Source organism: Bacillus cereus group sp. BfR-BA-01383, assembly GCF_022663495.1.
GTDB classification, from domain to species: domain Bacteria; phylum Bacillota; class Bacilli; order Bacillales; family Bacillaceae_G; genus Bacillus_A; species Bacillus_A cereus_AU.
Genome location: NZ_JAKUFP010000001.1, coordinates 295,626 through 312,162, shown reverse-complemented (window position 1 = coordinate 312,162; position 16,537 = coordinate 295,626). Strand labels below are relative to the sequence as shown.

Below are 16,537 nucleotides of genomic sequence, written 5' to 3'. Positions count from 1 at the left end.
GGTTTTTATTATTGTTCTTTTTTTACTTTTACACGAGGTAATATCTTTTGAAGTGGTACTTTTCGAATTCTCTCCCATGTAGCTGGGTTCATTGGATCATATTGATCTAAGAAAGCGATAACTTCTTTTGTAATTGGTGTTGGAGTAGAAGCGCCTGCTGTAACAGCTACGTTTTCTACACCCTGTAGCCACTCTAATTGAATCTCGCTTACATCTGCAACACGATATGCTTTTGTACCAGCGATTTCTTGTGATACTTGTGCTAAGCGATTTGAATTGTTACTTTTTGGATCGCCAACAACAATTGTTAAATCTGCAACGTCAGCTTGTTTAGCGACAGCTTCTTGGCGAACTTGAGTCGCTAAACAAATTTCTTTATGAAATTCTGCTGTTGGGAATTTTTTCTGAATGTCTTCCATTAAATGTTGAACGTCCCATTGGCTCATCGTTGTTTGATTCGTAACTAAAATTTTATCCGTTGGGATTTCTAATGTTTTTAAATCATCGGCTTTTTCGATAAGATGAACGATATCAGGGGCAATACCAACTGCGCCTTCTGGTTCTGGATGATTTTTTTTGCCGATATAAATGACATGGTAACCTTCAGCTTTCTTTGCTTCAATAAGGTCATGTGTTTTTGTAACATCTGGACAAGTTGCATCGATTGTTGTTAAACCTTTTTCTTTTGCACGTTGTTTAACTTCTGGAGAAACACCATGTGCAGTGAAAATAACAGTACCAGAATCGATTTTATCTAAAATCTCTAATCGACTTGGACCATCTAATGTAATAATGCCATCTTCTTCGAACGCATCTGTTACATGTTTGTTGTGAACAATCATGCCTAAAATATAAATAGGTCTCGGTAATGATGTATCTAATGCGGCGTTACGTGCAATAACCATCGCGTCAACAACACCGTAGCAATAACCACGAGGGGAAATTTTAACAATCTTCATGTGAGTAATCCTCTCCTTCTAAACAAGGGATACTTTTGTGCATAGTCCATTACATTATAAAGGAGGAGTCGATAGAAAACAAAGGATTGTTACACATATAGTTTTGGTTTTGTTGCTATTTGTTGAATAGGCTCCTCTGGTAATTCTTTTTCTATGACTGGCTCAATTACTATTTTTTTTCTTTTCCGTTTTCTTTTTTGGGGTGGAGGAGGTGGAGTTGCTACCTCAACCTTTTCTATTAGGTCTTCAGTTTGACTTTCTTCCGTACTTTTTCCAGAGGTGAGGATTTTAACAATGCTTGGTAGGTTACGCATAATGGGACTGTACTGTTCGACGACAGGACCTACAGATTGAACGACTTGGGATACTTTTTCGATATTGCTTATCATATTAGTTGGATTCGAAATTAGGTTCGAAAAAAAACTTCCGATGCCGCTGCTTGATGTTGCTGCAGCTGTAGTTGATGCGGCACCGCGCGTTTCATTTGATTCATACATTTGAGGCGGTATCATTTGTTGGGGATGCTGCTGCATGTATGGTGGATACTGTTGATGTTGCTGGGGGTATTGTTGCTGATATTGCTGCTGATATTGCTGTTGATATTGTGGCGGTGGTTGCTGATGCATCATCGGTGGTCCTTCCATTTGTCGATAAGGCGGGACCATTTGCATGAAAGATTCGGTGGGATCGTGTTTTTTAAAGAGTTTAGCAAGGAAACCTTTCTTTTTTTGTGCCATCGGTGGTAGTTGTGGAATTGGATACGGTGTGTAAGGTTGCTGTCCTTGATTTGGATACATTTGCCTTATAGGGGATTTCGGAAACATGTGAGAAATCCTCCTTTCTTCAGTTAGGTATATACACATACAATATGCAATGGAAGGAAAGAAGGTTAGTTTTTAGGATAAAAACCTAAACTAAAGATGGCTTTTATTTGTAGATTTCGATATAATGTAGACTTGACTGATTTGTGCGCGCAGTAGAAATTTTAGAAAGAAGGTGTAACTTATGACACTACAAACTTTTACACAGTATGATTTTAAACCATTTTTAATAGATGCAGTTCGTGAACTACGCTTTTCAGAGCCGACAGGAATTCAACAGAAAATTTTCCCGGTTGTGAAAAAAGGTGTGAGTGTAATTGGACAATCCCAAACAGGTTCTGGGAAAACACACGCATATTTACTTCCTACACTGAACAGAATTAATCCAAGTCGTGAAGAAGTACAACTTGTTATTACAGCGCCTACTCGTGAGTTAGCACAACAAATTTACGAAGAAATCGTGAAGTTAACAAAGTTCTGTGCAGAAGATCAAATGATTACAGCACGCTGTTTAATTGGTGGAACTGATAAACAACGATCAATTGAAAAGTTGAAAAAACAACCTCATATTGTAGTTGGAACACCAGGACGTATTAAGGACTTAGTAGAAGAAAAGGCGCTATTTGTTTATAAAGCGGATACTATTATTGTCGATGAAGCGGATTTAATGCTTGATATGGGATTCATTCAAGATGTAGATAAAATTGCAGCACGTATGCCTAAAAACTTGCAAATGCTAGTTTTCTCTGCAACAATTCCTCAAAAATTAAAACCATTTCTGAAGAAATATATGGAGAATCCAGAACATATTCATATTAATCCGAAGCAAGTTGCAGCAGGAAATATTGAGCATTACCTTGTGCCTTCAAGACACCGTAATAAAATTGAATTAGTGAAAAATATGCTACTTCAATTCAAACCGTACTTAGCAATCGTCTTTACAAACACAAAGAAGAAGGCTGATGAAGTAGCCGATGGATTAGCAGAACGCGGGTTAAAAGTAGGGCGTATACACGGCGATTTATCACCACGTGATCGTAAAAAAATGATGAAACAAGTTCGTGATTTAGAGTTCCAATACATTGTCGCAACAGATTTAGCGGCACGCGGTATTGATATTGAAGGAATTAGCCATGTTATCAACTATGAACTTCCATCAGATTTAGATTTCTTCGTTCACCGTGTTGGAAGAACTGCACGTGCGGGTCATTCAGGTATTGCAGTGACAATTTATGATCCAGCAAATGAAGAAGCGTTAGATAGTTTGGAAAAACAACGTCATATCGAGTTTAAGCATGTAGATTTACGCGGAGATGAGTGGGCGGATTTAGGTGACCGTCGTCGTCGTAAGAGTCGTAAAAAACCAAATGATGGACTAGATGTTATGGCAACAAAAGTTGTTAAAAAGCCGAAAAAAGTAAAACCAAACTATAAACGAAAACTTGCAACAGAACGTGACAAAGTAAAGCGAAAATATAGCAATAAAAAAAGATAAGGGACTTCCCTTATCTTTTTTTGTCCGGTTATTTGTGAGAGTACATAATTAGTTAGGATAGAAAAATATGAATTAAAGTTTCACTTAATCGAGTTAATTTAAATATAGAGTATAGCCTGTTTAAATAGTCATATAAATGTGTGTAGTGCCTTTTTTGTGAACAAACAATTCACTACATATTTCTACAAATTATGCTATCATTATATCTATTGTATATTGAAGAGGTGATTGTATGTTAAAGATTGGATCTCATGTTTCAATGAGTGGTAAGAAGATGTTATTAGCAGCAAGTGAAGAGGCTGTTTCATACGGTGCAACAACGTTTATGATTTATACAGGTGCACCGCAAAATACACGAAGAAAACCAATTGAAGAATTGAATATAGAAGCAGGAAGAAAACATATGGAACTGAACGGTATTGAGGAAATTATCGTCCATGCTCCGTATATTATTAATGTTGGGAATACGACGAAACCAGAGACGTTCCAATTAGGTGTCGACTTCCTTCGTATGGAAATTGAAAGAACGGCAGCATTAGGGGTAGCAAGGCAAATTGTTCTTCACCCAGGAGCTCACGTTGGTGCAGGAGCAGATGCTGGTATTCAACAAATTATTAAAGGGCTTAATGAAGTAATAACGCCAGAACAAACGGTTAATATTGCGCTAGAAACGATGGCAGGAAAAGGAACAGAATGCGGTCGTAGCTTTGAAGAAATTGCGAAAATTATTGATGGCGTAAAATATAATGAAAAGCTATCTGTATGTTTTGATACGTGTCATACGCACGATGCAGGATATGATATTGTAAATGATTTTGACGGTGTATTAAATCAGTTTGATAAGATCGTTGGAATTGATCGTCTACAAGTACTTCATATTAATGATAGTAAAAATGTGTGCGGAGCAGGAAAAGACCGTCATGAAAACATCGGTTTCGGTCATATCGGTTATAAAGCATTGCATCATATTGTACATCATCCGCAGTTAATGAACGTGCCAAAAATTCTTGAAACACCGTATGTAGGTGAAGATAAAAAAGACAAGAAGCCACCATATAAGTTTGAAATCGAAATGCTGAAAAATGGTATTTTTGATGAGGGAATTCTTGAAAAAATTAAAGCGCAATAATAAGGAGGGGGATTTTTTCCCCTCCTTATTTTAGTAGTTGTTGAAATAAAGTATTTACTTGTTGGGCGGTAGCAGGAGAGGTGAGTTTTGCAATTTGTTTTAAGAGCTCTAGTCGCTCGTTATTATCATAAATATTAATATTCTTTCCTTTCATAAGTAAAACAATTTGATCAGCTTGTGCAGCTGTAATGGGAACTTCATATTCTTTACTATATTTCAATAACTCTTTTGTAGAAATATGATTTAATTTTTTATTAACAATTTGTTTAATGAGATTCATCGTGTTATCCTCCTTCACACGTTCTTCTATCGAAATATATGAGCGTATAGCTTGTATATATTCTTATAGAGTTTCTTTTTATGAGGAAAAGAAGCGTATGTTATAATAAAGGGACAAAACTACAGAGAAAGAGTATAAGGAGGACTTATGGAGCAAAAGCAACATCGAAAAGAAAGTGTTATTCATCTCGTTTATCGCTTAGTTATGATTATTTTTGGGGCAGCATGCGCGGCGGTAGCAATTGAACTATTTTTAATGCCAAATAAAATTATTGATGGTGGAATTATTGGTATTTCTCTTATTTTGGATTATCTGACTCCAAATATTTGGTGGTTAAGTTTCTCTACTTTGGTTGTTGTTCTCAATATTCCGTTTATGTACTCAGGTTATAAGCAAATTGGAAAAACATTTATGTTATCTTCGGCATTCGGTATTGTAGCTTTAGCATTTATTGAATCAACGCTACATGCTGTTCCGCCATTTACAACAGAGCCAATTTTAGCAACGGTGTTTGGTGGTCTTATTTTAGGCCTTGGTGTAGGGCTTGTTATTCGTCATGGTGGATCAATGGACGGAACAGAAATTATGGGGATTTTATTAACGAAGAAATTACCGTTTTCTGTTGGTGAATTCGTAATGTTTGTGAACTTATTTATTTTTGCATGGGCGGCATTTGTATTTGGTGTTGAACAAGCAATGTATTCTGTTATGACGTACTATATCGCATTCAAAACAATTGATACAGTAATTCAAGGGTTAGATGAAACAAAAGCAGTTTTAATTGTATCAGATCAATATGAGGAAGTATCAAATGCGATTTTACATCGTCTTGGTCGTGGAACTACAAAGCTTGTAGCAAAAGGTGGTTACACAGATAAAGAAAAAGAAGTTATTTATGCAGTTGTAACCCGTCTGGAAGTGACGAAGTTAAAATCAATTGTGCATGAAATTGATGAAAATGCTTTTGTTACTATTATGAGTACACAAGAGACAAACGGTGGTAAGTTTAAATCAGCTATTCACTAAAAAGTTATTTGTAATATTTTTCGAAAGCAGAGAATTTTTCTCTGCTTTTTGTTATAATAGTAAGGTTTCCTGAAATAAAAGATATATTTTAGGCAGATTGGTTTACAACTATAATAAGCTGTACTATAATTCAAATAGATATAAATCGGAATCATTCTGAATTAAAATAGGTGAGATGCTATGAATAATATATTGGAAATAGAAGGATTAACGTTTCGATACGAAGATCGCAACGTGTTAGAAGATATTAATTTGCAAGTTCCGAAGGGAGCTTTTTTAGGTTTAGTTGGACCAAATGGTTCAGGGAAATCGACTTTGCTTAAATGTTTATTAGGTGTTTTAAAGCCAAGGCAAGGAAGCATTCGATTGTTTGGTATTGATAGTAAGAAGTTTAAAGAATGGAATAAAGTTGGTTATGTATCCCAAAAGGCAAGTAGTTTTAACTCAGGTTTCCCAGCAACAGTTTTTGAGGTCGTGTCAATGGGACTTGTTTCGAAAAAAGGTCTTTTTCGCTTTTTTACGAAAGATGATAAGGCGAAAGTAGAAAAAGCAATTGCTGATGTAGGGATGAGTGAGTTTCAAGGACGCAATATTGGAGAACTTTCCGGTGGGCAACAACAACGTGTATTTATTGCTCGAGCACTTGTAAGTGATCCACAATTGCTTATTTTGGACGAGCCTACTGTTGGGATTGATGTGAAAAATGTAGAAAGCTTTTACGAGATATTAGAGGATTTAAACAAAAGGTTGGGCATCACGTTAATTCTTGTTACACACGATATGGGAGCAGTTACTGAGAAGGTAACACATGTTGCATGCTTAAACCAACATCTACATTTCCATGGTAATGTAGAGAAATTCCGAGAGTTAGAAGATGCGGAAATGTCCGTCTTATATGGGCATCATGTTCACCGTTTAGAACACGAGCATGAGCATCACGGGAGGATATAATGATACAAGATTTTTTACAATATGACTTTTTACGTAACTCTTTATATGCGGGGATTTTAATAGGACTTGTTGCGCCGCTTATCGGTGTGTTTGTTGTAATTCGCCGCATGTCGCTTATTGCAGATGCATTAAGTCATGTGACGTTATCAGGTATTGCTGCAAGTTTATTACTTGAAAAAACAATTTTCACAGGTGGATTTTTAAATCCTCTATATATGGGGATGATTTTCTCGATAGGTGGAGCGCTACTAATTGAAAAATTGCGAACTGTATATAAGCATTATCAAGAATTAGCAATTCCAATTATTCTTTCAGCGGGAATGGGCATCGGTGTTATTTTCATTTCACTTGCAAATGGATTTAACACAGATTTATTTAGTTATTTATTCGGTAGTGTAAGTGCTGTTACAAGTGGGGATTTAATTATTATTGGTATTGTAGCAATTGTTGTACTTGCAACGATTAGTTTATTATACAAAGAGTTGTTTTTACTATCATTTGATGAGGAATACGCTGTATCAACCGGTTTGAGTGCAAAGTGGATTCACTTTATTTTTATTATTTTAGTTGCGCTTGTTATTGCAGTATCCATGCGTGTTGTAGGGGTTCTTCTCGTATCATCTTTAATGACGTTACCAGTTGCAGCAAGTATTCGTATTGCTAAAGGATTTAAACAAACAATTTTCTTTTCCATTATATTTGGTGAAATTGCAGTAATTGGTGGAATGTTTGCTTCGTATCAACTTGATCTAGCACCAGGTGGTACAATTGTTGTGATAGCAGTTCTTATTTTGATCGGTGCAATTTTATGGAAGAAGAAAAAAACTGCATAAAGTAGGGATAGGTATGAATCTAACAGAAGCTTTACGCCTAATGAAAGACAAAGGATACAAACATACTGGAAAAAGGGAAGAAATGCTCAGATTATTTGCGGCTCACAATCGTTATTTAACTGCGAAAGACGTTTTGGAGCATATGAAGGATGATTATCCAGGGCTTAGTTTTGATACGATTTATCGTAACTTAACAGTTTTTGCTGAAATCGGTGTTTTAGAACAAACGGAATTAAATGGTGAAAAACATTTTCGTTTTACATGTTCTATTATGGAACATCATCATCATTTTATTTGCTTGGATTGTGGTGGTACGAAAGAAATTACTTCCTGCCCAATGGATTTTATGAATAAAGATTTTAACGGTTATGAAGTAACCGGTCATAAATTTGAAATATACGGCCGTTGTCCAAAATGTGCAAAATAAAAGCTCGTCGGTTATATAACTGACGAGCTTTTTTGCATAGAAGAGAAGGTTGCTCACAAATATTGTGGGCAACCTTCTTTTTATTGTTCTTGTGTTTCTTTTTCTTTTTCTTTTTCTTTTTCTTTTTCTCGTTCAGCAGCCATTTCAGCAGCAATTACATCGATTTCTTTTTTCAGTTCTTCTACCATTGTTTCTTCTGGTACTTTACGAACGACTTGCCCTTTACGGAATAATAGTCCTTCTCCGCGTGCACCGGCAATACCGATATCAGCTTCACGAGCTTCACCAGGACCGTTTACAGCGCAACCAAGTACTGCAACTTTAATTGGTACTTGAAGTGTAGAAATATATTCTTCTACTTCGTTAGCGATGCTAATTAAATCAATTTCAATACGACCGCAAGTTGGACAAGAGATAAGTGTTGCAGCATTAGAGGCAAGACCAAATGACTTTAATAGTTCGCGCGCAACTTTTACTTCTTCAACTGGATCAGCACTTAATGAAATACGTAATGTATTTCCAATACCTTTGCTTAAGATTGCTCCAAGACCAGCGGCACTTTTTACAGTTCCGGCAAATAATGTTCCGGATTCTGTAATACCTAAGTGTAATGGATAATCAAAAGCGCGAGCAGCTTTCTCGTATGCTTCGATTGCTAAGTTAACATCAGAGGCTTTCATAGATACGATAATATCGTGGAAGTCTAAATCCTCTAAAATTTTAATGTGATGTAGTGCGCTCTCGACCATACCATCTGCAGTTGGATATCCGTACTTTTCTAAAATGTGACGCTCTAATGAACCAGCGTTTACACCGATACGGATTGGAATACCGCGTTCTTTTGCTGCATTTACAACAGCTTCTACTTTATGGCGACGACCGATGTTACCTGGATTGATACGTACTTTATCAATGCCACCTTCAATTGCTTTTAAAGCAAGGCGATAATCAAAATGAATATCAGCAACAAGTGGAATGTTGATTTGTTTTTTAATATCAGCAATAGCATCTGCTGCGCGTTCATCTGGAACGGCAACACGAACAACTTGACAGCCAGCTTCTTCTAAACGTTTAATTTCAGCAACTGTTGCTTCAACATCATGTGTTTTTGTTGTTGTCATACTTTGTATAATTAATTCATTATTACCGCCAATTGTTAAATTACCGACTTTAACTGGACGTGTTTTTGTACGATGAGTCATTTCATTCACGAATAGATCGCTCTCCTTATAAAAGAAGTTTCTTATTTAGTCCCTCATATCAATGATAGTATACGTGATACAGGGCTATAGAAACCGAAGTGCTCGGTTTCACTTTTACTATTGTATCAGCGCCTTTATGTAATTGACAAGGATTAAGTGATTGCTTATTGATATAACGGGAATTTATAAGACTTTCCAATTTGTATTTTTGTAGCAGATGTACTTTTATTTAATTGTTTAAAGTCATCAATTACTTTTTCAATAGAAGGAATTTTTTTCTTATTAATTTGTTCTGTAATTGAAAGGACGGTTTCACCAGTTTTTACTTCGATTGTTTTATAGGCTACATCCGTTTCTTTTTCTGCTGCATTCTCTTTAATTTGTTTTGTACCTGTGTCTTCTTTTTTAATCGTTTGGGCAGCGGTTGTTTTTTTATATGAACTTAACATCGGTAAAGTGCCGATTTTTATATCGTAATAAAATATATAACAGAGAACAAGCACGAATAAGAATATACCTAATCTTTTCATATTCTTCACTCCTTTGCTAGGAATATATGCTTGTCCAAAAAAAAAATGCCTACTTAGGCATTTTTTTATCGTTTTTATTTTTCTTTTGGTTTTGGAACTTCTTTAATCGTTAAGTATAGAACGATTAAAACAACTGCGATATAAATGAACGTTGCCCCAGGTACGACGATCTTGAATAAATCCATAATCATAAAGAAGATTGTTGGGATTGTGTAGCTGTATGCGGTTAGTGTCCAAACTTGTTTATAAGATAGTTTGCGTTGACCGCCCATGGCAGAACCGATGAATGCAAGTAAAGTCACGCCTAAAAAAGTGATGAATAATTGGAATAGGTACACTAAAAATCCGATAACAAATAATAAAATTGGATAAATATTATCGAATAAAGAAATGAATTCTTGTAGATCTTTTTTCTCAAGGGATGCACCTAACAAATCGTTATAGGAATACGTTTGCGTTTGACCATTTCCCATAGAGACTACTTTATCTTTTAAAACAAATAAACCTGTTTTATTTTGATATTTTTCTAAGTCTGTTGAATTTGGATCAAATACGAAAAGTGCATTGCCCTCTTCTTTTTCAATAGGTTGATCAATATCTGCTTGTAGTTCGCCATTTTCAATTTTAAAATCAGGTAAATCTTTATCGATGACTTGATTTACCATGCTCACACCATCCTGGATCAAACTACCGTACAAGAATGTTCTTGGAATAGTAGTAATTAAGCAAAGTAGCATAATATACAAAATGGTTTTACCAATTTTTTGAAAACGGAATAGCGCCATATCTTTAGGCGAGTATATACTTTTTGCAAATTGGGTAAATATGGACATAGATTCACTTCCTTTATGTATGTATAAAATCATTGTAACGTACGAATCTAGGGAATCTCAAGTTATATTATATTTATATATAGTGGAGAGAACTGGATTTCTCTTTTATTAATTTTCTACTTTTAAAAGAGAAAAATACAATTGACACTTTTCTTTTGTATATGGTAAATTTATCTTACATTTCTTAAAGGATATATCCGATAGGAATTCAGTTATTTGATATGTTATTACATACATAATTGTGGACCCTTAGCTCAGCTGGTTAGAGCAGACGGCTCATAACCGTCCGGTCGTAGGTTCGAGTCCTACAGGGTCCATATCCATTTCATAAGTTTATTACGTTAGCAGGAAGCTTCCTTGTAGAAGGGAGCTTTTTTTTACGGAATATATGAGCATTTTAATTGAAAAGAAGTGGGAATTTTGCTACTTTAATGGTAGCAAGACAATGTGATCTATTTGTTTGCACCCTATGGCAATTAGGGTAGAATGAAGTTGTATGTCACATATGAGTGGCAATACATAAACTGGGAGGAATATAACAATGGCAAAACACGAATTACCAAATTTACCTTATGCGTATGATGCATTAGAACCTCACTTTGACAAAGAAACAATGAACATCCATCATACAAAACATCACAACACGTATATTACAAACTTAAACGCTGCTTTAGAAGGTCATGCAGAATTAGCTGACAAAAGCGTTGAAGAATTAGTTACAAACTTAAATGAAGTACCAGAAGCAATCCGTACAGCAGTACGTAACAATGGTGGAGGACATGCAAACCATACATTCTTCTGGACAATCCTATCTCCAAACGGTGGTGGACAACCAGTAGGTGAACTTGCAACTGCAATTGAAGCGAAATTCGGTAGCTTCGATGCATTCAAAGAAGAATTTGCAAAAGCTGGCGCAACTCGCTTCGGTTCTGGTTGGGCTTGGTTAGTAGTAAACAATGGTGAGTTAGAAGTAACAAGCACTCCAAACCAAGATTCTCCTCTAACTGAAGGTAAAACTCCAGTTATCGGTTTAGATGTTTGGGAGCATGCTTACTACTTAAACTACCAAAACCGTCGTCCTGACTACATCGGTGCATTCTGGAACGTTGTAGATTGGAACGTTGCTGAAAAACTTTACCAAGAAGCAAAATAATTGTATTAATTAAAGAAAAAAGCTAGGAGAATGCTCCTAGCTTTTTTCTATGCTCTCCTTTTACATAATTGGGCTTGTCTTTGGAAGACTAGAACATGAAGTAAAGGAGAGTTGTGTATGAAGTGGAAACATATAATTGGTGACGTTGAAGTGAATCGGGATTTAGTGTTATTGCTCCTCATTGGAGGTTTATACACGCTCGCAATTTCTTTATCGAATACGTTTGTTAACATTTATTTATGGAAACAAACACAAAATTATGTGAATCTTGGCTTGTATAATTTGGCCAGCGTTGTATTACAGCCTCTCACATTTCTTATAGGTGGGAAATTAGCGAAACGTATTGATCGCTCAATCTTGTTACGAATAGGCGTAGGCACGTTAGCTATTTTTTTTATCGTTGTTTTAGTGGCGGGAAAAAGCGCTTCTCACTATATTTTATTAATGGGGGCTCTCTTAGGAATCGGGTATGGTTTTTATTGGTTGGCATTCAACTTATTGACATTTGAGATTACAGAACCAGAAACAAGAGACTTCTTTAACGGGTTTCTTGGGCTTCTTACATCCTTCTCTGGAATGATTGGACCAATAGCAGCAGGATACACAATTTCACGTATGGAAAAATGGAGTGGTTATACAGTCATATTCTTTCTTTCATTAGTGCTATTTGCGATTGCTGTTGTTTTAAGCTTTTTTTTATCTAAGAGAGAATGTGAAGGGCGTTATGAAATCGTGCAAGTATTGAAAGAACGACGGATTGATAAAAATTGGGGAAGAATTACACGTGCTCATTTTTTTCAGGGGTTGAGAGAAGGAACATTTATTTTTGTTATTTCGGTATATGTGTATTTAGCAACTGATAGTGAGCTCGCATTAGGGAAATATAGCTTAGTAAATTCGGCTGTATCATTTGTATGTTACTACTTAGTCGCTCGTATGTTAAAGAAAGAGTGGCGAAAAAAAGCAATTTTGCTTGGAGGCATTATTTTATATGCGGTCGTATTTTTAGTTATATTCAATGTTACATATACAAAATTACTTATTTATGCAGCATGCATTGCGGTTGCTTACCCTATTCTACTCGTTCCATACGGATCAATGACATATGACGTAATTGGTAGAGCGAAAAATGCGAGAGAGTGGCGTGTAGAGTATGTAGTTGTCAGGGAATTATGGTTAAATGCCGGCAGAATTTGCTCCATTTTAAGCTTTTTGTGTGCTGTACTATTTTTTCCACCTGAAAAAAGTTTACCTTTTTTACTATGTATTTTAGGAGCTGGACATTTCCTTATTTATTTTGCGGTTAAAAATGTCAAATATGATGAGGGAAATGTGGGTAAAACAAGTGTTGTAGCGCAAGGAAACGCGCAAAATCAAACGGAACCAGAAGGTTAACTTCTCGTTTGTTTTATGCTAGAATAGAAAAAGATGTAAGACAGCAGTGAGGACACCTGTATGAAGGTGTCCCTTTCACATTACATAGCTGTTGGTAGAGGGGGTTTGTATGAGCAAGAAGCAGAAGCAAGCAAAGAAAAAGACCCACGTTCCTTTTCGATTAAACGTGTTGTTTTTTTGCGTATTTATAATGTTCTCCGCGGTTATTGTAAGGCTCGGATATGTACAAATTGTTCGCGGTGAGGAATATAAGAATGAAGTCGAGAAGAAAGAAAATTCAACGATAAGCAATCCTGTACCGCGTGGGAAAATATTTGACCGTTATGGGCGACCAGTAGTGGATAATGCAGCTGTTCGTACGATTACATTTACGAAAATGAAAGGGTCAACTGCGGAAGATCGCCAAAAAACAGCGACAAAGTTAGCAGATTTGATTGAGGTACCGATAGATAAATTAACAGATCGTGATAAAAAGGACTATTGGCTTGCTATGCATAAAGAGGAAGCTAAAGAAAAAATTACGAATAAAGATCGTCAAGAATTGAAAAATAACAAAATTGACGATAAAGAATTAGACGAGCGTCAACGAAGTCGTGTGACGGAAGAAGAGATGAATCAATTATCCGCAAAAGATTTAGAAATACTAGCGATTAGAAGTAAGATGGACGGCGGATATGCAATGACACCTCAAATTATTAAAAAAGATGCCACAGAAGAAGAATATGCGATTGTTAGTGAAAATCTAGCGACATTACCAGGTGTAGATACGAATGTTGATTGGGAACGAAAATATACGTATGATGATTTATTCCGAAGTGTTCTTGGCGGGGTGTCGACATCTGATGAAGGTTTACCGAGAGAAAAACTAGATTACTATCTTGTTCGTGATTATAATCGAAATGACCGCGTAGGGAAAAGTTATCTTGAGCAGCAGTATGAAGATAGCCTGCATGGTACGAAAGCAGAAGTGAAAAATGTTACAGATAAAGATGGTAATATTTTAGAAACGATTAATGTATCGCAAGGACAACGAGGTAATGATCTGAGTTTAACAATTGATATGGAATTGCAAAAGCGCGTGGAAGAAATTATCACCAAAAATTTATTGAAATATAAAGGGGGACAACCTCTTTTAGATCGTGCATTCGTTGTAATGATGAATCCGAAAAATGGTGAAGTTTTATCTATGGCTGGGAAGCAATTAGTGAATGAAAACGGTGAAACGAAAGTACAAGATTACGCATTAGGAACGATGACAAGTTCTTATCCAATGGGATCGACTGTAAAAGGTGCAACAGTACTTACAGGATATCAAACAGGTGCGATTCAACCAGGTACAGTTCAGCTTGATGAACCGATCGTATTAAAAGGAACGCCAAAAAAATCCTCTTGGAAGACAATGGGATATATTAATGATCTGACAGCGTTAAAAATGTCTTCTAACGTTTATATGTTTAAAACAGCAATGAATATTGCAGGTGTTCAATATGTGAGAGGTGGTACGTTAGATATACCACAAAAAGCATTTGATACGATGCGTTATTATTTTGGGCAGTTTGGACTTGGTGTAAAAACAGGTATTGATTTACCGAATGAATCTGCGGGCCAAATGGGTAAAGGCACTCAGCCAGGTTTCTTATTAGATTTATCAATCGGACAGTATGATACGTATACACCACTCCAATTAACGCAGTATATTTCAACAATTGCAAATGGTGGTTACCGTATGCAGCCGCAAGTTGTAAAGGAAATTCGCGAGCCAGCTGCGAAACCAGAAGAAGTTGGAAAAGTTGTTCAAGCTATGGAACCGAAAGTATTAAATCGTGTTGATATGCCTGAATCACAAATTAAACGTGTTCAAGAAGGATTTAGACAAGTGTTTAACGATTCAGGTGGTACAGCTACGAAATACTTTGCAGGCGCACCATATAAAGCTGCTGGTAAAACAGGTACAGCTCAAACTGTGTATGGCGGAGATAAAGAGATTGGTAGAAATGCAAAAGGTGAGCGCAAAGAGACATATAACTTAACAATGGTAGGTTATGCACCACTTGAAGATCCTGAAGTAGCATTTTCTGTTGTTGTACCTTGGGTAGATGATAAATCAGGTATTAACGGTTATATCAGTCGTGATATTATGGACGCTTACTTTGATTTGAAAAAGGAAGAAAATGGTGAAGCTCCAAAAGATGCAAAAGATAATAAAAATAAAAATCAAGATGATGAATAAAAAAGTTGTAAAAAAAGCACACTATCTGAAAAGATAGTGTGCTTTTTTTTATAGTTTATGCATATCGTGTAATGAATGTGGACAAGTATACAATATTGAAAAAAGCATGCGGCTTCACAAATGATACTTTTATATTGTGTGATAGGGGGATAACTGTTTTATGTGCTAATCCTTAGTGGGGATGAACAGCCCGCCACTGATTAAAGTTTTACTGTCTGTTGATTTTTGTGGAACTTTACAAAACTTTTACAAACAATTAAAACCGAATTAATAGTTTAGCAGTATTCTTATATCTGTAATCCTGTTATTTCCGGTTACTTCTAGGAGGAAGAACACGTGAAATGGATGAGTACATCGATTAAAGTTTTCATACTATCGACAATGTTCCTTTGTTTTGGCATGACTACTGCATTCGCTGTGAATGAAATGGGAGAAGTGAGAGTTGATGGATCCTCAACAGTTTTTCCTATTATAGAAGCAGTAGCGGAGGAATATACAAAGGCGCATCCAAACGTGAAAATTTCGATCAGTGTATCTGGAACAGGAGGAGGATTTAATCGTTTCAGTAAAGGAGAAGTAGATATAAATAATGCTTCAAGAGTAATGAAACAAGTGGAAGAAAATGAAATGAAGAAAAACTCCGTTCAGTTTACACCGTTTGAAGTCGCTTACGACGGTCTTACGATCGTTGTAAATCGTCAAAATCATTGGGTAGACGATATGTCAGTAGACGAGTTACGTCTATTATGGAGTGAAGATGGAAGAGAGAAGCGATGGTCACAAATTCATTCATCATGGCCACGTGAACAGGTGAAGTTTTATGCGCCAGGTGTAGATTCTGGTACTTATGATTATTTTCAAAATGTCATCTTACAAAAAAGTCGCATTGTAAAAAAAGTCTCTTTGTCTGAAGATGATCAAGTTATTATGCAAGGAGTAATGAATGATAAAAATGCCATTGCTTTTGTAGGATATGCTTATTATATGGCCAATCGAGATAAGGTGAAAGCGATAAAAGTAAATGGTGTATTTCCGACGAAAGAGACCATTCAATCAGGTAAGTATAAGCCTTTATCTAGACCGCTATTTGCTTATGTGAATGATGCATCTATCCGAAAAAAAAAGAATGTAGCAAATTATGTTGAGTTTATGATTAAGCATGTTGGAAACCTCGCTGAAGAGGTCGGATATGTAAAGTTACCAAAAGAAAAATATAACGAACAGCTACGAATGTTAACAGAAATAAAAAGGTAATGTCAGGGTGGAAAGGGGT

General features: G+C 36.0%; 16 protein-coding genes and 1 tRNA gene. 11 read left to right on the top strand and 6 right to left on the bottom strand.

Annotation, left to right across the window (positions count from 1 at the left end):
• Positions 1-8: 8 nt before the first annotated feature.
• Together MR065_RS01795 and MR065_RS01790 are read right to left on the bottom strand one after the other, a co-directional pair.
• On the bottom strand, positions 9-959 hold the full coding sequence (locus MR065_RS01795) for a 4-hydroxy-3-methylbut-2-enyl diphosphate reductase (protein ID WP_242212274.1): 951 nt from the start codon (positions 957-959) through the stop codon (positions 9-11).
• Between the two features lie 89 nt (positions 960-1,048).
• Positions 1,049-1,783, bottom strand: coding sequence for a VrrA/YqfQ family protein (locus MR065_RS01790; RefSeq protein WP_242212273.1), 735 nt, complete (start codon positions 1,781-1,783; stop codon positions 1,049-1,051).
• A 181-nt stretch (positions 1,784-1,964) separates the two neighbouring features.
• Here MR065_RS01790 and MR065_RS01785 point away from each other — a divergent pair, with 181 nt between their 5' ends.
• Complete coding sequence (locus MR065_RS01785) at positions 1,965-3,275, top strand: DEAD/DEAH box helicase (protein ID WP_097906167.1); 1,311 nt, start codon at positions 1,965-1,967, stop codon at positions 3,273-3,275.
• 232 nt (positions 3,276-3,507) lie between these two features.
• Positions 3,508-4,404 carry a deoxyribonuclease IV gene (locus MR065_RS01780; RefSeq protein ID WP_097906166.1) on the top strand — a complete coding sequence of 299 codons (897 nt, stop codon included), beginning with the start codon at positions 3,508-3,510 and terminating at the stop codon, positions 4,402-4,404.
• 25 nt (positions 4,405-4,429) lie between these two features.
• On the opposite strand, the gene MR065_RS01775 is transcribed toward MR065_RS01780, so the two are convergent.
• Positions 4,430-4,684: a DUF2624 domain-containing protein gene (locus tag MR065_RS01775; protein ID WP_097906165.1), complete on the bottom strand. Its 255-nt coding sequence runs from the start codon at positions 4,682-4,684 to the stop codon at positions 4,430-4,432.
• Between the two features lie 147 nt (positions 4,685-4,831).
• Here MR065_RS01775 and MR065_RS01770 point away from each other — a divergent pair, with 147 nt between their 5' ends.
• From MR065_RS01770 to MR065_RS01755, 4 genes are all read left to right on the top strand, one after another.
• The gene (locus MR065_RS01770; protein ID WP_097906164.1) at positions 4,832-5,710 is read left to right on the top strand and encodes a YitT family protein; all 879 of its coding nucleotides are present in this window, start codon (positions 4,832-4,834) and stop codon (positions 5,708-5,710) included.
• A 180-nt stretch (positions 5,711-5,890) separates the two neighbouring features.
• Positions 5,891-6,661 carry a metal ABC transporter ATP-binding protein gene (locus MR065_RS01765; protein WP_242212272.1) on the top strand — a complete coding sequence of 257 codons (771 nt, stop codon included), beginning with the start codon at positions 5,891-5,893 and terminating at the stop codon, positions 6,659-6,661.
• The gene (locus MR065_RS01760) at positions 6,661-7,494 is read left to right on the top strand and encodes a metal ABC transporter permease (protein ID WP_088230900.1); all 834 of its coding nucleotides are present in this window, start codon (positions 6,661-6,663) and stop codon (positions 7,492-7,494) included. The genes MR065_RS01765 and MR065_RS01760 overlap by 1 nt, the downstream gene beginning before the upstream one ends.
• A gap of 13 nt (positions 7,495-7,507) precedes the next feature.
• Positions 7,508-7,921: a Fur family transcriptional regulator gene (locus MR065_RS01755; RefSeq protein ID WP_001054512.1), complete on the top strand. Its 414-nt coding sequence runs from the start codon at positions 7,508-7,510 to the stop codon at positions 7,919-7,921.
• Between the two features lie 80 nt (positions 7,922-8,001).
• Here the strand turns inward: MR065_RS01755 and ispG are convergent, their stop codons facing one another.
• The 3 genes from ispG to yqgB all read right to left on the bottom strand — a co-directional run bounded on the left by ispG (position 8,002) and on the right by yqgB (position 10,486).
• A complete protein-coding gene (gene ispG, locus MR065_RS01750; protein WP_242212312.1) occupies positions 8,002-9,123 on the bottom strand; it encodes a flavodoxin-dependent (E)-4-hydroxy-3-methylbut-2-enyl-diphosphate synthase in 1,122 nt (373 codons plus the stop codon).
• Between the two features lie 164 nt (positions 9,124-9,287).
• Positions 9,288-9,653 (bottom strand): hypothetical protein, encoded by a 366-nt coding sequence (locus tag MR065_RS01745; protein ID WP_097906160.1) that lies wholly within the window; start codon positions 9,651-9,653, stop codon positions 9,288-9,290.
• 74 nt (positions 9,654-9,727) lie between these two features.
• Entirely contained in the window at positions 9,728-10,486 is a 759-nt protein-coding gene (yqgB, locus tag MR065_RS01740; protein WP_097906159.1) for a protein YqgB, read from the bottom strand.
• A 243-nt stretch (positions 10,487-10,729) separates the two neighbouring features.
• Between yqgB and MR065_RS01735 the strand changes: the two genes are divergently transcribed.
• The 5 genes from MR065_RS01735 to MR065_RS01715 all read left to right on the top strand — a co-directional run bounded on the left by MR065_RS01735 (position 10,730) and on the right by MR065_RS01715 (position 16,518).
• Positions 10,730-10,803 (top strand) — tRNA-Ile (locus tag MR065_RS01735).
• A 224-nt stretch (positions 10,804-11,027) separates the two neighbouring features.
• The gene (gene sodA, locus MR065_RS01730; RefSeq protein ID WP_097906158.1) at positions 11,028-11,639 is read left to right on the top strand and encodes a superoxide dismutase [Mn]; all 612 of its coding nucleotides are present in this window, start codon (positions 11,028-11,030) and stop codon (positions 11,637-11,639) included.
• 117 nt (positions 11,640-11,756) lie between these two features.
• Complete coding sequence (locus MR065_RS01725) at positions 11,757-13,034, top strand: MFS transporter (protein WP_242212271.1); 1,278 nt, start codon at positions 11,757-11,759, stop codon at positions 13,032-13,034.
• A 109-nt stretch (positions 13,035-13,143) separates the two neighbouring features.
• A complete protein-coding gene (locus tag MR065_RS01720; protein ID WP_242212270.1) occupies positions 13,144-15,264 on the top strand; it encodes a peptidoglycan D,D-transpeptidase FtsI family protein in 2,121 nt (706 codons plus the stop codon).
• Positions 15,265-15,600: 336 nt separating this feature from the next.
• Positions 15,601-16,518, top strand: a complete 918-nt coding sequence (locus MR065_RS01715) for a PstS family phosphate ABC transporter substrate-binding protein (RefSeq protein ID WP_098769068.1) — start codon at positions 15,601-15,603, stop codon at positions 16,516-16,518.
• Positions 16,519-16,537 lie beyond the last annotated feature (19 nt).

What these genes read in the sequence shown, in the direction of transcription:
- MR065_RS01795 (WP_242212274.1), bottom strand. Translation starts at nt 959, where the DNA reads ATGAAGATTGTTAAAATTTCCCCTCGTGGTTATTGCTACGGTGTTGTT.
- MR065_RS01790 (WP_242212273.1), bottom strand. Translation starts at nt 1,783, where the DNA reads ATGTTTCCGAAATCCCCTATAAGGCAAATGTATCCAAATCAAGGACAG.
- MR065_RS01785 (WP_097906167.1), top strand. Translation starts at nt 1,965, where the DNA reads ATGACACTACAAACTTTTACACAGTATGATTTTAAACCATTTTTAATA.
- MR065_RS01780 (WP_097906166.1), top strand. Translation starts at nt 3,508, where the DNA reads ATGTTAAAGATTGGATCTCATGTTTCAATGAGTGGTAAGAAGATGTTA.
- MR065_RS01775 (WP_097906165.1), bottom strand. Translation starts at nt 4,684, where the DNA reads ATGAATCTCATTAAACAAATTGTTAATAAAAAATTAAATCATATTTCT.
- MR065_RS01770 (WP_097906164.1), top strand. Translation starts at nt 4,832, where the DNA reads ATGGAGCAAAAGCAACATCGAAAAGAAAGTGTTATTCATCTCGTTTAT.
- MR065_RS01765 (WP_242212272.1), top strand. Translation starts at nt 5,891, where the DNA reads ATGAATAATATATTGGAAATAGAAGGATTAACGTTTCGATACGAAGAT.
- MR065_RS01760 (WP_088230900.1), top strand. Translation starts at nt 6,661, where the DNA reads ATGATACAAGATTTTTTACAATATGACTTTTTACGTAACTCTTTATAT.
- MR065_RS01755 (WP_001054512.1), top strand. Translation starts at nt 7,508, where the DNA reads ATGAATCTAACAGAAGCTTTACGCCTAATGAAAGACAAAGGATACAAA.
- ispG (WP_242212312.1), bottom strand. Translation starts at nt 9,123, where the DNA reads ATGACTCATCGTACAAAAACACGTCCAGTTAAAGTCGGTAATTTAACA.
- MR065_RS01745 (WP_097906160.1), bottom strand. Translation starts at nt 9,653, where the DNA reads ATGAAAAGATTAGGTATATTCTTATTCGTGCTTGTTCTCTGTTATATA.
- yqgB (WP_097906159.1), bottom strand. Translation starts at nt 10,486, where the DNA reads ATGTCCATATTTACCCAATTTGCAAAAAGTATATACTCGCCTAAAGAT.
- sodA (WP_097906158.1), top strand. Translation starts at nt 11,028, where the DNA reads ATGGCAAAACACGAATTACCAAATTTACCTTATGCGTATGATGCATTA.
- MR065_RS01725 (WP_242212271.1), top strand. Translation starts at nt 11,757, where the DNA reads ATGAAGTGGAAACATATAATTGGTGACGTTGAAGTGAATCGGGATTTA.
- MR065_RS01720 (WP_242212270.1), top strand. Translation starts at nt 13,144, where the DNA reads ATGAGCAAGAAGCAGAAGCAAGCAAAGAAAAAGACCCACGTTCCTTTT.